The sequence below is a fragment of the Pseudovibrio exalbescens genome (assembly GCF_028737195.1).
GTDB classification, from domain to species: domain Bacteria; phylum Pseudomonadota; class Alphaproteobacteria; order Rhizobiales; family Stappiaceae; genus Pseudovibrio; species Pseudovibrio zosterae.
In genome coordinates, this window is the sequence record NZ_JAQZAJ010000002.1 from 224,985 (window position 1) to 240,350 (window position 15,366).

A 15,366-nucleotide genomic window follows, 5' to 3' on the forward strand; every position below is an offset into this window, starting at 1 on the left:
CCCTTTGTCACCGGTCTCCGGCGATTTTTTTTCGATTTTACTTGGCGTTTCGAGCCAGATGCGCTGCCCACAAATCAGGACGTCTCTGTTCTGTGAGTTTCTTGGATTGTTCAAGCCGCCATTCGTTGATCAACCGATGGTTTCCGCTGGTCAAAACCTCGGGAATCCCTCGATCCTCGAAAATCGCGGGGCGGGTGTAGTGCGGGTGCTCAAGAAGACCGTTCTCAAAGCTTTCCGTTTCACCACTCTCTTGATTGCCCATAACGCCCGGGAGCAAGCGAACCACGGCATCAAGTACAATCGTCGCCGCCATCTCTCCGCCGGAAAGAATGTAATCGCCGATGGAAACCTCTTCCAGTTGGCGCGCCTCGATCACCCGCTCATCAACGCCTTCAAATCGACCACATATGATGATGGCACCGGGTCCCTCAGCCAGCTGCCGGGCACGGTTCTGCGTGAAAGGTTTGCCGCGCGGGCTCATGAGCAACCGCGGCCGGGGATCGTCTTCTTCTGTCACATAGTCAATTGCCTTGGCCAAAATGTCGGCTCGCAGCACCATGCCCGCCCCGCCACCTGAAGGCGTATCGTCAACCGAACGATGCTTGTCTGTTGCGTAGTCGCGAATGCTCTTCGCTTCCAGCGACCAGTCTCCGCGCTCCAAGGCTTTTCCCGAGAGGCTCATGCCGAGATTGCCAGGAAACATTTCAGGATAGAGAGTGAGAATGCTTGCGCGAAAGCTCATGGTGCCCTTTGACGTGTGATTGGAGGTGCTATGAGTGCAAATACCCCATTTGACCGGTCAAAAACAGAAAAAACCAACGAATGGAGGAAGTTGCTCCAGAGCGGTTTTGATTGATGCAGATTCATCCAAATGAGCCGTCTTACTTTGAGGTATCATTAACCGAGTCGGGTTTCAAATCTTGAGGTGAACCGAAGGTTAGGGACAATGAAACACCTAGTAACGCGTTATTTTTGTTTGTCTTCTGTCAACTTGGCACTGCTTGGTGCCGCAGCGATTCTAGGCGTTATGTGGGATCAACTTCTTGTTAGCCCCCTGCCCGACCCGTTAGATAAACTGGTTCATCTTTGTTACTTCGCCGCACTCACCGTTATCTTGTACAGGCTCATGAACAAAAACATCATCCCTGCATTTCTTTGCGCATTCGCGCTCGGCATTCTTGGGGAATGCCTACATGGCCTTCTCACCAGCGACCCGTTTCAGGTGATGGACTTTGTAGCCAATGGGCTGGGCGTTACCGCCACCGTGTCACTCATGGGATTGATAAGGTCAGAGAGCGAGGCGTTGCAACGCTGTATTGCACGCTCAGAGCACGATCTGCGCCCGATAAGAATAAAGGAACCTGTTCAAGGCCCGCGCCGTTTCATGAGCCCGTTGAACCGCTAGACGATCAGGTCTCGTCCTTGCCATCGTCCTGTTTGATCTCCTCGAAGAAACCAAGAGGCGGATCGATGTGCACCACGCCGTCTTCAAGGTCGATGGATGGCACGGTCTGCTTGTCAAACGGGAACAGCACGGTCTTGCCGCTCTTCTCGCGGACCTCAATGAGATCGCCCGCACCGAAGTTCAACAGCGCGACAACGCTGCCATAGTCTTCGCCCTCAGGGCCTTTGACCGGAAGTCCGATGAGATCTGAGTGGTAGAACTCGTCCTCGTCTTCCGGCTCCGGCAGCCGTTCACGAGGGATATAGAGCTTAAGGCCGTTCAAGGCTTCCGCTTCATTGCGGTCATTGATGCCTTCGAACTTGGTCACCACCACGTTCTTCTGCACCCGCGCCCGCTTGATCTTGAACTTGCGGCTGCCGTCTTCGGTTTCCAGCTTGCCATAGTCCGTAAATGAGAGCGGGTCATCACCAAATGGTTTGACCCGCACCTCACCTTTGATGCCGTGAGCGGCCCCAACCTGTGCCATCAGAATACGTTTACCGGCTTCTTGCGCCATCAGCACTCAACTCCGCACAGATTGGGTCAAACTATTACTCGGAAGCAGCTTCTGCGGCTTCTGCAGCAGCTTCTTCAGCCGCAGCCTTGGCTTCAGCTTCCTTAGCCAGCTTCTCGTCAAGACGCTCCTGAGCCTTCTTGCCGAGCTTTGCCTTGTTTGGGTTGTTGCGTGCGTCGCGCTTCAGGATGCCAGCTGCATCGAGGAAACGGTGTACGCGGTCGGTTGGCTTTGCGCCATGACCCAGCCAATGCTTGATGCGCTCTTCGTTCAGCTCAACGCGCTTCTCGTCGTCCTTTGGAAGCATTGGGTTGTAGCGACCAACAACTTCAAGAAAACGACCGTCACGTGGGGAACGAACGTCAGAGATGACGATGCGGTAGAAAGGACGCTTCTTTGCGCCACCGCGAGCAAGACGGATTTTAGTAGCCATTTTTTATTCTCCTAGTAGTCAGTTTTGCCGCGGTCAGCAGCAATGGCTTCATGATGTCGAATGACTTCCTTGACGATGAAGTTCAAGAACTTCTCGGCAAAATCAGGATCCAGATTTGCCTCTGCCGCCAAACGGCGCAGGCGCTCAATCTGCAACTTCTCTCGGGCCGGATCGGCTGGTGGAAGATCATGGGCCGCTTTCAGCTCGCCCACCGCCTTGGTGCAACGAAACCTTTCAGCCAGCATGTGAACGAGAGCCGCATCAATGTTGTCGATGCTGGATCGCAAACCGCCAAGAATTTCCTTGGCACGTTCAGTTTCCTCTGATCCGCTCACGTTACTTCTTCCCCTTGCCTAGTCCCGGAAGACCAGGACCGCCCATACCCGGCAATTTTGGGCCGCCAAGACCAGGCATTCCACCCGGCAGGCCACCACCTGGCAAGTCCATGCCGCCCGGCAGCTGACCAGATTTAGCCATCTGTTCCAGCGCCTTGGGGTCAACATTTGGCATTCCGCCGCCCATACCTGGCATGCCGCCACCCATGGCGCCCATCATCTTGCCAAGCATGCCCTTGCCTTTGCCCTTACCCATGGCCTTCATCATGTCGGCCATCTGGCGGTGCATCTTCAATAGCTTGTTCACATCCGCAACCTGAACGCCCGCACCGGCGGCAACACGCTTCTTGCGGCTCGCCTTCAGTAGCTCGGGCTTCTCGCGCTCTGTCTTGGTCATGGACTGGATGATTGCCACCTGACGCTTGAACACCTTGTCGTCGATGTTTGCCGCATCAAGCTGCTTCTTCATCTTTCCCACGCCCGGCATCATGCCCATGAGACCGGACATGCCACCCAGCTTTTCCATCTGCTGCAGCTGATCTTTCAGATCATTGAGGTCAAAATGACCCTTCTGCATCTTCTTGGCCATCTGAGCCGCTTTTTCGGCGTCAATCGCCTCAGAAGCTTTCTCAACGAGCGAGACAATGTCGCCCATGCCCAAGATGCGGTCGGCGATGCGCTTCGGATGGAAGTCTTCCAGATCCTCAGCCTTTTCGCCGGTACCAATCAGCTTGATCGGCTTGCCCGTCACCGCGCGCATGGAAAGCGCCGCACCGCCGCGGCCATCACCATCCATACGGGTGAGCATGATACCCGTGATGCCAACACGCTCGTTAAAGTTGCTAGCCAGATTAACCGCGTCCTGACCGGTCAAGGCGTCGGCAACCAGAAGGATTTCGTGCGGGTTGGTCGCCGCCTTGATGTCCGCCATCTCTCCCATGAGAGGCTCATCAATGTGCGTGCGGCCCGCGGTATCGAGCATGACCACATCATAGCCACCCAGCTTGGCGGCAGTGATGGCACGCTTTGCGATGTCAACCGGCTGCTGACCTTCAATGATCGGCAGCGTATCAACACTGTTCTGTTCCCCCAGAACCCGGAGCTGCTCCTGGGCAGCTGGACGACGGGTATCAAGGGAGGCCATCAGCACCTTGCGTTTGTCGCGGTGGGTCAGGCGACGCGCGATCTTGCCGGTAGCTGTGGTTTTACCTGCGCCCTGCAAACCGACCATCATGATGCAGACAGGTGCCGGCGCATTCAGATCGATCGGCTGACCTTCGGTGCCAAGCATTTCCACCAACTGGTCGTGAACGATCTTGACGACCATCTGGCCAGGTTTGATGGACTTGACAACTTCAGAACCAACGGCGCGGTTTCGCACCTTGTCGGTGAAGGAACGAACGATCGGCAGTGCCACATCGGCCTCAATGAGGGCACGGCGGACCTCGCGCAGTGCTTCATTCACATCGGATTCCGACAAGGCACCACGCTTGGTGAGCTTATCGAGAATGCCGCCTAGGCGATCTGACAGGTTATCGAACATAGCGTTCCTTTAAATCTCAGTTCGGTTTCAAGGTGTCGGCCATCCTAAACCGAACCCCTTGGTCCGCTCCATCCCCAAAGCACGCGAGCCCAGCCAAAACGCAAAGCGCATAGCACAAAAGCACCCGAGGGCGCATCGCGCTGTCGGGTGTTGACCTCCGGGATCTCTTTATACCTTTGCGGGTCCCGGTCAGTGGCTCATATGACATCCAAGTCTGGAGTTCAGGGTGGTCTAGTCGAACGGGCCAAGGGAGTCAAGCGGCATTTCAGAACAGAACACGAAGGAAAACGAGGCTTTCTCCCCTAATTTCGCCCCGCGAAAGTCGGATCTCCAAGTCTACGGTCTTGGTGAAATAAGCATATATGCTTAAGGTTGCACGGCGGACACCGAGGGCTTTATCATGCGCAATCTTTTCGTTTTCATCGCAATTGTGGCTATTGCATTGGTTGCACTCTTCTTTTTCGGCCCGCGCGCCTCTGATGATACACAGATTACGTTTGATCCCGGCAGCATTGGCGAGGACATTGACGCATATCTTGCAGAAGAAGAGAGCAAGTTTAACGACATGCGCGAGGGGCTGGAGAAGCAGGTAATCTGGGCGAACCCGGAAACAAAAGAAAAGACAGAGTACGCCGTCGTTTACATCCACGGATTCTCTGCAAGCAAGGAGGAAATCCGCCCCGTTCCAGACCGGGTAGCCGATACCTTGCGCGCCAATCTTTATTACACACGTCTTACCGGGCACGGCCGCAGCAGCGCGGCCATGGCAGCGTCATCCCTGCCGGCATGGCTGAACGATCTGGCTGAAGCCTTGGAAATTGGCAGACGTATCGGAAACAAAACGATCGTGATTGCCACCTCCACAGGTGGTTCACTGGCCGCTTGGGGCGCTCTTTCACAAAGCCCGATCATGGAACGCACAGAGGCGGTGGTGCTGTTTTCACCGAACTTCGGCCCCAACGCCTTTGGCGCATTCCTTTTGGCTGCGCCCTATGCCGAATACTACGTGCCCATGTTGCTGGGGCAGACCTATGGCAGCTCTGCAGGTGCAACGCCGGAAGAAGACTATGCCTGGACACTGTCTTACCCCTCTGTAGCACTCATTCCGATGGCTGCAAGTGTTGATGCGGTCAAACGTCTGGACCCCTCAACAAACACCATCCCGACCCTGTTCATTTACAGCGAGAAGGACAAAACGGTAGATCCTCTAAAGACCAACGAGGCCTACGATTTGTGGGGCGGAACCAAGGAGCGCATCCTTGTTGAGACCTCCGGCGATCCCGAATTCCACGTGAACGCCGGAGATATTGTAAGCCCTCAGAACAACGACAGCGTCACCAAGGATATTCTTGACTGGCTGAAGTCTCTGGGTGTGAGCTAGGCGGTATGCGAATAATCCCGTTCGCCAAAGATGGCTGATCCCACACGCACATGGGTAGCCAAGTGCTTGACGGCAATCTCATAGTCTGCGGACATGCCCATAGAGAGCTTGTCGAGGCCATTGCGCCGGGCAATCTTCTCAAGCAGCGCAAAGTGCATGCCCGGTGCTTCGTCGACGGGTGGAATACACATCAGGCCTTCGATGGTAAGACCATATTCATCGCGGCACTTGGCAATGAAGGCATCCGCATCTTGCGGCGCAATACCTGCTTTCTGGTTCTCTTCACCTGTGTTCACCTGAATGTAAAGCCGTGGGTGCTTCCCCTGCTTTTCCATTTCGGCTTTCAAGGCCTTGGCAATCTTGTCCCGGTCCACGCTGTGAATGACGTCGAAGGTCTGAACCGCCTCTTTCGCCTTGTTGGATTGCAACGGGCCAATCAGGTGCAGCTCCACGGCGTCAAACTCATCGCGCAGTTCAGGCCACTTTTTCATGGCCTCCTGAACCTTGTTCTCGCCAAAGACGCGCTGACCGGCGCTGAGAACCGGGCGAATGTGGTCCGCATCAAATGTTTTCGACACAGCAATGAGAGTCACGGACCCTGCCTCGCGGCCCGCGTCCTTTTCCGCTTTGGCAATCGCCTCGCGTACCGAGTTCAGACGGGTTTCGGCTTCCATGCTCATTTTGATCCTCTGATTTTTTCCAATGGGTTTAGAACCGCTTCCAGATGAGAAGCGACAGTGATTGGCGTCGGTTATCCATGAATACCGACTACTGAAGCTTTTGTCGCTGGCAATTGATGTTTTTTCCGCAGTCAGAAGCTTGACCAGACTACCAATTTCTGGTGACAGTCCGGTCAATCGAATTTGAATGCCCTTCGGGTACGGCAAACATACGGCGGAATAGATGGCTACGGAGCGATACAACGCGCGCGATACGGAAGCGCGCTGGCAAAAGAAGTGGGAAGAGCAGGAAGTTTTCACCACGGACAACGATGATCCGCGGGACAAGTACTACGTACTCGAAATGTTTCCCTACCCCTCCGGCCGCATCCACATGGGCCATGTGCGCAACTACGCGATGGGGGATGTGGTAGCTCGTTTCAAGCGCGCAACCGGGTTCAACGTGCTGCACCCAATGGGGTGGGATGCGTTTGGCATGCCAGCGGAAAACGCGGCAATGGAGAAGAAGGTCCATCCAAAGGGCTGGACCTATGACAACATCGCCACCATGCGTGGCCAGCTCAAGTCCATGGGTCTGTCTCTGGACTGGAGCCGTGAGTTCGCTACTTGTGATGAGGACTACTACGCTCAACAGCAGCGGCTTTTCATCGATTTTCTCAATGCCGGTCTGATCTACCGAAAGAACGCCAAGGTGAACTGGGACCCGGTCGACATGACCGTTCTGGCAAACGAACAGGTGATCGACGGCAAGGGATGGCGCTCTGGTGCCACTGTCGAACAGAAAGAGCTGACCCAGTGGTTCTTCAAGATCTCCGAGTTCTCCGAGGATCTCCTGGACAGTCTGGACACGCTCGACCGCTGGCCGGAAAAAGTACGCCTCATGCAAAAGAACTGGATTGGCCGCTCTGAAGGCCTGAAGGTTTTCTTCGAGTTCACAGAGGCTGCACCGACCGGCGATACCGCACTGGAGATATTCACCACCCGCCCGGACACCTTGTTTGGTGCGTCTTTCATGGGCCTTTCTCCGGATCATCCGATCACGCAGAAGCTGGCAGAAGACAATGAAGAGCTTCAGGCCTTCATTGCTGAGTGCCGCCGGATCGGAACAACGGAAGAAGCCATTGAGACCGCAGACAAGCTGGGTTTTGACACCGGCCTGCGCGTAAAGCACCCGCTTGATCCAAGCTGGGAGCTGCCGGTCTACGTGGCTAACTTCATCCTCATGGACTACGGCACTGGCGCGATTTTCGCGTGCCCGGCTCATGACCAACGCGACCTTGATTTTGCACGCAAGTACGGGCTGCCAGCCAAGGCTGTGGTTCTGCCTGAGGGCGAAGACCCGAATACGTTCGAAGTCGCAGATGAAGCTTACACAGGTGAAGGCAGCATCTTTAACTCTGACTTCCTGAACGGCCTCAGCATTTCTGATGCGAAAAACGCCGTTGCTGAAAAGCTGGAAGCACAGAAGGTTGGCGACAAGCCTCAGGGCACCCGCGAGATCAACTATCGTTTGCGTGACTGGGGCATCTCCCGTCAGCGTTATTGGGGCTGCCCGATCCCGGTCATTCACTGTGATGATTGCGGCCCTCAGCCAGCGCCTGTTGATAGCCTGCCAATCACCCTGCCGGAAGACGTAACGTTTGACCGTCCAGGTAACCCATTGGACCGTCACCCTACTTGGCGTGATGTGAAGTGCCCATGCTGTGGCAAGGACGCCAAGCGCGAAACCGACACCATGGACACCTTCGTGGATTCTTCCTGGTACTTCGCGCGTTTCACCGATCCGAAGAACAGTAATCCGACCGATCCCGCCGCCGCAAACGCCTGGCTGCCGGTGGACCAGTATATTGGCGGCATTGAGCACGCGATCCTGCACCTGCTCTACTCCCGCTTCTTCACCCGTGCCATGCAGATCACCAAGCATCTGGACCTGAAAGAGCCGTTCAAGGGCCTCTTTACTCAGGGCATGGTGAACCACGAAACCTACAAGGCCTCCTCGGATGGCCGCTGGGTTTCCCCGGCTGACATCAAGATTGAAGAGCTGGAAAGCGGCCGCAAGGCAACGCTTCTTGAAACCGGCGAAGACGTTCTGATCGGCTCTGTCGAGAAGATGTCCAAGTCCAAGAAGAACGTGGTTGATCCGACCGACATCATCGACACCTATGGCGCTGATACTGCCCGTTGGTTCGTTCTGTCCGACAGCCCGCCAGAGCGCGACATCATTTGGACCGAAGACGGTGTTCTCGGCGCATGGCGCCACGTTCAACGCGTATGGCGCGTGATCAACGACATCGCAGAAAAAACAGAGGCAGTTGCGACCAAGCCTGGCGCCTTCGGTGATGATGCGCTGGCCCTGCGTCGCACAACACACAAGACGCTTGCCGGTGTTCAAAAAGACTTCGATTCACTGGGCTTCAACCGTGCTGTAGCGAAGATCTATGAGTTCCTCAACGCCATCAGCAAAGCATCCCAGAGCGATCTCTCCGGTGAAGACATGGTGTTCGCCCTGCGTGAAAGCGCCGAGTACCTTCTGCATATGATGGCGCCGATCACGCCGCACCTTGCTGAGGAATGTTGGGCAGTTCTGGGCAACACAACTCTGATTTCCCAGAGCAACTGGCCAAATCTGGAGGAAGACCTGCTTGTTGAAAACACCATCACCTTGCCGATCCAGATCAACGGCAAGAAAAAAGGTGACTTAACAGTTGCAAGAGACTCTTCCAAAGAGGAGGTCGAAGCGGCTACTCTGGCACACGAGGTTGTGCAGCGGGCACTTGAGGGCAAAGCCCCGCGCAAAGTCATTGTGGTACCCCAGAGGATCGTGAATGTCGTTGTTTGATCTAAAGGCGAAGACTGCCTTTGCAAACCGCCGGGCCCTGCTCGGCGGTGTTGCCGTTGTTGCAAGTGCTCTTTTGCTTGCTGGCTGTCAGGTTCGTCCGCTGTATGGCGTAAAAGCCGTGACACTTACTGCGGACGGTCAAGAGGTCGAGACATCCGTTCAACAGCAGCTGGCATCAATTGACGTGGAAGTGGCGGACATCGGCGGTGAAAGCCTTTCACGCGTCAACCAGTTCCTGCGCAATGAACTGCTGTTCAACCTGCGCCGTGGCGGCGATGGTCTGCCTACCCAGTATCGCATCAAGATCCTCGTCAACAAGATCGAGAGCGAAGTCGGCGTTGAAGAACTGGCAGACGTGCCTTCCGCTTATAATCTGACCTTGAATGCCAGCTTTATCCTGTCTGATGCAGCAAACGAAAAGACGCTCTACACGGGCCGCTCCTTCGCCTCTGCATCCTATGACTTCTCCAGCCAGCGTTTTGCCAACCTGCGTGCGGAACGCGATGCAGAAGACCGTGCGGCCAAGGTGGTGGCAGCGGACATTCAGGCCCGTCTGGCTGGTTACTTTGCCAGCCAAATTTAACGGACAGGTCGGTTATGGTCGCGCTTAAAGCACAGGAAGTCGATCGGTTTGTCGCCAAACCGCCAGAATCCGTGTCTCTTGTGCTTGTCTATGGACCAGACACCGGCCTTGTCAGTGAACGCGCGGGTCAGCTGATCAAACAGGTGGCCGGAGAGAACGACGATCCGTTCTCTCAGGTCAAATTGGACGGCTCCGATATCAGCAACGATCCAAATCGTTTGATTGATGAGGCGCTTACGATCCCCATGTTTGGCGGGCGCCGAACCATATGGGTGAAGGACGGCAGCTCGAAGAATATTGTTCCGGCCGTCGAGCTGCTCCTCAAAAATCCCGATCAGCCCTCTTTCATCGTGATCGAAGCGGGTGATCTGAAAAAGACCGCGCCGCTGCGCAAGAAGTTTGAAAGCGACAAGCTTGCTGTCGCTCTGCCCTGTTTTCCAGATACCGACAAAGACGTTGACAGGCTTATTGACGAGGAAACGCGTAACGCTGGCCTCACCATCAGCCGCGAAGCAAAAATGGCGCTCAAAAGCCTTCTGGGGGCCGATAGACGGGCAAGCCGTGGTGAACTCCAGAAGCTGTGCCTTTATGCGATGGAAGACCAGCGCATTGAAAGCCGCCATGTTGAAGAGATCATTGGCGACGCGTCCGCCTTCGCTATGGACGAACTGATTGATGCCGCTTCGTTAGGTCAGCTGAAAACACTGGACCAGGGCCTGGAGCGCCTAGAGGCGGGCGGTATGGATGCAGGCGTTATCGCCTCTCAGGCCCTGCGCCATTTTCAGACCCTGCACCTTTGCAAGCTGGAGGTGATGAAGCGCCGCAGCGCCGAAGATGTGGTGGGGGGGCTACGTCCTCCCGTTTTCTGGAAACGCAAATCCAAAATGATCCGTCAGGTGGAGATCTGGCCTGCCGAGCAACTTGAACGCGCCCTGGTGCGTCTCAATGATACAGTAAAAGCAGCGCGTTTGAATCCGGTTCTGGGCCCTGCCATTCTCTCTCACGCCCTCCTCATGATTGGCCAATACGCCAATCGTGCCAATCGCTAGGACTTGTCCAAACCACAGCCGCAACTTTCTTCTTAATTCGTTTCGTATTCGAAACATATTTGGACTGAGTGGCTAGACGCGAGAGCAAACAAAAAAGCCGACCTGTGAAACAGACCGGCTTCCTAGAGCTAAGAGATAGCGTTTAAATCAGTTTTCAATGCCCAGCAGGCGACAAACCTCATCAAGCTGCTCCAACGATGCATACTTGATCTTCAGCTCTCCAGCGCCCTTCTCAGGCTTGTGAGCAATCGCCACTTTCAGACCCAGACCATCAGCAAGGCGCTTTTCCAAAGCCTTGGTATCTGCATCTTTTTCTGGCTTAGGCGCCTTATCTTTCTTTTCGAACAAAGACGGATCCTGAGCGAGGCGTTCCGCATCGCGAACCGTCAGGCCCTTCTCGACAATGAGATCAGCAAGCGCCGCAGGATCCTCTGCAGTGATCAGCGCGCGCGCGTGCCCTGCGGTCAACAGGCCCTCCGCCAGATAGTCCTTGACGGAGTTCGGCAATTTCAGAAGGCGCAAGGTATTTGCAACATGGCTACGGCTTTTGCCGATCACCTTTGAAAGCTCAACCTGGCTGTAGGAAAACTCTTCGATGAGCTGGTCATAACCCAATGCTTCTTCGATCGGGTTCAGGTCCGCACGCTGAACATTTTCAATGATCGCAAGCTCAAGTGCTTCCTGATCCGTCACATCGCGAACCACCACCGGTGCATCATGCAAACCCACGCGCTGCGCGGCACGCCAGCGGCGCTCACCAGCAATGATTTCGTAGTGGCCGGGAACATTCGGCTGAGGACGCACCAGAATTGGTTGAACGATACCCTTTTCGCGGATCGATTCAGAAAGGCTGCTGAGGTCTTCTTCGACAAAGGATTTGCGCGGATTGCGCGGGTTTGGGCGCATGTTCTCAATCGGAACCTTGCGCACATCCCGTGGCCGTTCTGAAGGGCTTGCGGTTTCGATGTTTACATCCCCAATCAAAGCCGCAAGACCACGCCCCAAACGCTTGTTGCTCCGACCGCCTTCTTCAGACTTAGCCATTCTTCTTCACCTAATTGATGCCAGTAGGGGCGAAGCGCCGCGCAAACGCCCCTGTTTTGCGCAGCCCTTGCAAACTACGCATTAATTTTTCAACGAAACCTGCAGCTGCCTTGTTGCCCTCAGGCTCAGGCCGCTGCCATACGCATATCCCGCTCACGCTGAATGATCTCAGAGGCCAGACGCAGATACGCCTGAGACCCAGAGCACTTCAAATCGTAGAGCAGCGCGGGTTTGCCATAGGACGGAGCTTCGGAAACACGCACGTTGCGCGGGATCACGGTTTCATACACCGCGTCACCCATTGTCTCCCGAACGTCCTGAACAACCTGACTGGAAAGGTTGTTCCGGCTGTCATACATGGTCAAAACAATGCCGTGGATGCTCAGCTCTGCGTTGAGCGTCTGCTTGACCTGTTCCACCGTACTCAGCAACTGGCTCAACCCCTCCAACGCGAAAAACTCGCATTGCAGCGGCACCAGAATGGAGTGCGAAGCGCTCAGCGCATTGATGGTGAGCAAGTTCAGGGATGGCGGACAATCCACCAGCACGTAAGAGAACCCTTGCGCCCGTCCCTGCTCTGCCATCTTGGCAAGACCGTTAATTGCGTTTCGCAACCGAAACGCTCTGTCAGACGCGGAAGATATTTCCAGCTCCACACCCAACAGATCCATGGTCGATGGCGCGATCCAAAGGCGCGGCACAGCTGTTTCCTGAAGCGCCTCCTGAAGCGAGCAATCGCCACATAAAACATCATAGGTAGAGTACTCACGGGATTGCCGGTCAATGCCCAGACCCGTGGACGCATTCCCCTGCGGATCCAAGTCGATAACCAGCACACGCTCACCAATGGCGGCCAAAGCCGTACCCAAATTGATGGCTGTAGTGGTTTTCCCAACGCCGCCCTTCTGGTTGGCAAGCGTCAAAACCCGCGGTGATTGAGGCAATAAATTCATGAGACAGGTCCCCGTCCAGCCGTCGCAGGTTCTATACCCCGAATAATCAGAACGCGACTTAGCGGATCTACTCGACTTCTCTGTTCTACCAGATCTAGGGTCCACTCGTGAGAAGCTTCTTCAATCTCCCTCTGAAAATCTTGTCCTTTGTGGAAAACAGCGGTAGCACCCTGTTGAATCAAACTGGCAGAAAACCCGCATAAAACCAGCAAATTAGCCAAGGCACGCGCTGAAACACCATCAATGGGATCGGTCCATCCCTTTGTAACGGCTTCGATTCTTCCGGCATGAACCTTAACAGTGCTACCCGTCTCCCGCGCCACCGTGCGCAGGAACGCCGCCTTGCGTTGATTGCTCTCCACGAGGTGGACAACTGCATCCGGCTCATCTGCCAGCAATATTGCTGTCACAAGACCAGGGAATCCTGCCCCGCTGCCAAAGTCCATCCAGCGGCGGGCTTCCGGTAGCGCCTTTTGGATCTGAATCGAATCGGCCACATGGCGCAGCCAGATTTCATCCATTGTCTTTGGCGCGATCAGGTTCTGTGCCGGCTGCCATTTTCGAACCAAATCAACGTAAATGGACAGGCGCTCGAATGTTTCATGTGAAACATCCGGATACATCGCCTGCACTGCCTTAATTTGTTCTTTGTCTGTTTCGATTGCCACGAGACTATCCAGTTTGTGCCGCGCGCAAGCCATTACGGCGCACATGCCCCAGCAACAAGGTTAACGCTGCAGGGGTCACCCCATCCACTCGCGATGCCTGCCCTATCGTACTTGGCCGCACCGCCTCCAACTTTTGTCTAACTTCATTAGATAGACCCGCCATGACGCTGTAATCCAGATCCGCAGGAATGCTCAGTGCTTCATCTTTCTTCAGTGCTTCGATATCCGCAGACTGGCGTTCAAGGTAAACAGCGTACATGGCATCAATCGCCACCTGATCTGCAATCGCCCGATCAACGCTTTTCAGCTCCTCGAAAACATCCAGCAGCATGTCCAATGTAATGTTCGGATAGGCCAACAGGTCAAAGGCACTGCGTTTCACCCCATCCTGGTTTATCGGCAGGCCATACTTGCGCCCCTCATTGGGAGAAATCACAAGGGATTTCATCAAGGCTGTCACTTCGTCCAGCGCAGCCTTTTTGGTCGCAAACGCATCGCGTCGCACCCCGCCAACGCATCCCCATTCAAGCCCCAAAGGGGTTAACCGCTGGTCAGCATTGTCCGCCCGCAGGGACAAGCGATATTCCGCCCGTGAGGTGAACATCCGATAAGGCTCTGTCACGCCGCGGGTCACCAAATCATCAACCATTACGCCGATATAGGCATCAGCACGGCCAACAATGATTGGTTCCTCACCCTTTGCCAGCCGAGCCGCGTTCAGGCCTGCTAACAGCCCCTGGGCACCTGCTTCCTCGTAGCCCGTCGTCCCGTTGATCTGACCAGCGAGAAACAGCCCTTTCTGCTTCTTCACTTCCAGTGTCGGGCGCAGTTCAGTTGGGTCAATATGGTCGTACTCGATGGCGTAACCGGGCTTGATCACCTCAACCTTTTCAAGGCCGGGAATTGTCTTCAGGAACGCAAGCTGGGCGTCCACGGGAAGAGAGGTAGAAATACCGTTTGGATAAACTGTATGATCATCAAGACCTTCGGGCTCAAGGAATACCTGATGGCCATCCCGATCCCCGAAACGCACCACCTTGTCTTCAATCGAAGGACAGTAGCGTGGCCCCCTTCCCTTGATCTCACCGGAGTACATCGCCGAGCGGTCAAGGTTCGCGCGAATGATGTCGTGGGTTTCCATAGTCGTGCGGGTGATGTAGCAGGAAACCTGCGGCACTGTAATCTTGTCCGTCAGCGTAGAGAAAGGCTCAGGAGCCTCATCACCCGGCTGCTCGACCAACTGGTCCCAGTCTATGGTGCGGCCGTCGAGACGCGCTGGAGTGCCGGTTTTAAGGCGTCCAAGACGCAGGCCGATTGCTTCCAACGAGGCAGACAGGCCCAAGGCTGGTTTTTCACCATCACGTCCGGCTGGCGTTTTCTCCAATCCCACGTGAATCATGCCGCGCAAGAAAGTACCGGTGGTAAGAACCACCGCGCAAGCTTCCAGCCGACGCCCATCCGCCATCAAGATGCCATGCAACACGCCGCTGTCCAGGATCAGCGTATCCGCCTCCCCTTCAACCACTTCAAGACCCTCAATCGCAGAGATCTCGCGCTGCATGGCTTTACGATAAAGCTTGCGGTCCGCCTGAGCGCGCGGCCCCTGCACTGCTGGCCCCTTGCGTCGGTTCAGCATGCGAAACTGAATGCCCGCGGCATCAGCAACACGCCCCATCAGGCCATCAAGAGCGTCAATCTCGCGAACGAGGTGGCCCTTACCCAGACCGCCAATAGCAGGATTGCAGGACATAACACCGATGGTGTCGAACCGGTGGGTCACCAGAGCGGTCTTGGCGCCTGTGCGGGCCGCAGCGGCCGCGGCTTCACAACCAGCGTGGCCACCGCCAATGACAATCACGTCAAAGCGCAGAGTATCTGTGGTCACTCTTCTCTTCCTAAA

The 15,366-nt window shown here is 55.4% G+C and carries 15 protein-coding genes; 5 read left to right on the forward strand and 10 right to left on the reverse strand.

Features of this window, described 5'->3' with window-relative positions; translation table 11 throughout:
- Positions 1 to 37: 37 nt before the first annotated feature.
- A complete protein-coding gene (trmD, locus tag PUV47_RS06225; protein WP_274217644.1) occupies positions 38 to 742 on the reverse strand; it encodes a tRNA (guanosine(37)-N1)-methyltransferase TrmD in 705 nt (234 codons plus the stop codon).
- 204 nt (positions 743 to 946) lie between these two features.
- Here trmD and PUV47_RS06230 point away from each other — a divergent pair, with 204 nt between their 5' ends.
- Positions 947 to 1,405: a hypothetical protein gene (locus PUV47_RS06230; protein ID WP_274217645.1), complete on the forward strand. Its 459-nt coding sequence runs from the start codon at positions 947 to 949 to the stop codon at positions 1,403 to 1,405.
- A gap of 4 nt (positions 1,406 to 1,409) precedes the next feature.
- On the opposite strand, the gene rimM is transcribed toward PUV47_RS06230, so the two are convergent.
- From rimM to ffh, 4 genes are read right to left on the reverse strand one after another with little or no spacing between them, the layout of a single operon-like run.
- Positions 1,410 to 1,961 carry a ribosome maturation factor RimM gene (gene rimM / locus PUV47_RS06235; protein ID WP_274217646.1) on the reverse strand — a complete coding sequence of 184 codons (552 nt, stop codon included), beginning with the start codon at positions 1,959 to 1,961 and terminating at the stop codon, positions 1,410 to 1,412.
- Positions 1,962 to 1,995: 34 nt separating this feature from the next.
- Positions 1,996 to 2,391 carry a 30S ribosomal protein S16 gene (gene rpsP / locus PUV47_RS06240; protein WP_274217647.1) on the reverse strand — a complete coding sequence of 132 codons (396 nt, stop codon included), beginning with the start codon at positions 2,389 to 2,391 and terminating at the stop codon, positions 1,996 to 1,998.
- A gap of 11 nt (positions 2,392 to 2,402) precedes the next feature.
- Positions 2,403 to 2,726 carry a chorismate mutase gene (locus tag PUV47_RS06245; RefSeq protein ID WP_274217648.1) on the reverse strand — a complete coding sequence of 108 codons (324 nt, stop codon included), beginning with the start codon at positions 2,724 to 2,726 and terminating at the stop codon, positions 2,403 to 2,405.
- A gap of 1 nt (position 2,727) precedes the next feature.
- Positions 2,728 to 4,269, reverse strand: coding sequence for a signal recognition particle protein (gene ffh, locus PUV47_RS06250; RefSeq protein ID WP_274217649.1), 1,542 nt, complete (start codon positions 4,267 to 4,269; stop codon positions 2,728 to 2,730).
- 400 nt (positions 4,270 to 4,669) lie between these two features.
- Here ffh and PUV47_RS06255 point away from each other — a divergent pair, with 400 nt between their 5' ends.
- Complete coding sequence (locus PUV47_RS06255) at positions 4,670 to 5,650, forward strand: alpha/beta hydrolase (protein WP_274217650.1); 981 nt, start codon at positions 4,670 to 4,672, stop codon at positions 5,648 to 5,650.
- Here PUV47_RS06255 and PUV47_RS06260 read toward each other — a convergent pair.
- Entirely contained in the window at positions 5,647 to 6,330 is a 684-nt protein-coding gene (locus PUV47_RS06260) for a YggS family pyridoxal phosphate-dependent enzyme (RefSeq protein ID WP_274217651.1), read from the reverse strand. The genes PUV47_RS06255 and PUV47_RS06260 overlap by 4 nt on opposite strands.
- A 223-nt stretch (positions 6,331 to 6,553) precedes the next feature.
- Here PUV47_RS06260 and leuS point away from each other — a divergent pair, with 223 nt between their 5' ends.
- Genes leuS through holA form a run of 3 tightly spaced genes read left to right on the forward strand, consistent with a single transcriptional unit; the run spans position 6,554 to position 10,801 of the window.
- Positions 6,554 to 9,169, forward strand: a complete 2,616-nt coding sequence (gene leuS / locus PUV47_RS06265) for a leucine--tRNA ligase (RefSeq protein ID WP_274217652.1) — start codon at positions 6,554 to 6,556, stop codon at positions 9,167 to 9,169.
- Complete coding sequence (lptE, locus tag PUV47_RS06270; RefSeq protein ID WP_274217653.1) at positions 9,156 to 9,752, forward strand: LPS assembly lipoprotein LptE; 597 nt, start codon at positions 9,156 to 9,158, stop codon at positions 9,750 to 9,752. The genes leuS and lptE overlap by 14 nt, the downstream gene beginning before the upstream one ends.
- A gap of 14 nt (positions 9,753 to 9,766) precedes the next feature.
- A complete protein-coding gene (gene holA, locus PUV47_RS06275) occupies positions 9,767 to 10,801 on the forward strand; it encodes a DNA polymerase III subunit delta (RefSeq protein ID WP_274217654.1) in 1,035 nt (344 codons plus the stop codon).
- Positions 10,802 to 10,948: 147 nt separating this feature from the next.
- Here the strand turns inward: holA and PUV47_RS06280 are convergent, their stop codons facing one another.
- The 4 genes from PUV47_RS06280 to mnmG form a co-directional block, all read right to left on the reverse strand.
- On the reverse strand, positions 10,949 to 11,845 hold the full coding sequence (locus tag PUV47_RS06280; RefSeq protein ID WP_274217655.1) for a ParB/RepB/Spo0J family partition protein: 897 nt from the start codon (positions 11,843 to 11,845) through the stop codon (positions 10,949 to 10,951).
- Positions 11,846 to 11,970: 125 nt separating this feature from the next.
- The gene (locus tag PUV47_RS06285) at positions 11,971 to 12,798 is read right to left on the reverse strand and encodes a ParA family protein (protein ID WP_274217656.1); all 828 of its coding nucleotides are present in this window, start codon (positions 12,796 to 12,798) and stop codon (positions 11,971 to 11,973) included.
- Positions 12,795 to 13,466 carry a 16S rRNA (guanine(527)-N(7))-methyltransferase RsmG gene (rsmG, locus tag PUV47_RS06290; protein ID WP_319622955.1) on the reverse strand — a complete coding sequence of 224 codons (672 nt, stop codon included), beginning with the start codon at positions 13,464 to 13,466 and terminating at the stop codon, positions 12,795 to 12,797. Before rsmG ends, PUV47_RS06285 begins: the two co-directional genes overlap by 4 nt.
- Before the next feature lie 4 nt (positions 13,467 to 13,470).
- Positions 13,471 to 15,351: a tRNA uridine-5-carboxymethylaminomethyl(34) synthesis enzyme MnmG gene (gene mnmG / locus PUV47_RS06295; protein ID WP_274217657.1), complete on the reverse strand. Its 1,881-nt coding sequence runs from the start codon at positions 15,349 to 15,351 to the stop codon at positions 13,471 to 13,473.
- Between the last annotated feature and the right edge of the window lie 15 nt (positions 15,352 to 15,366).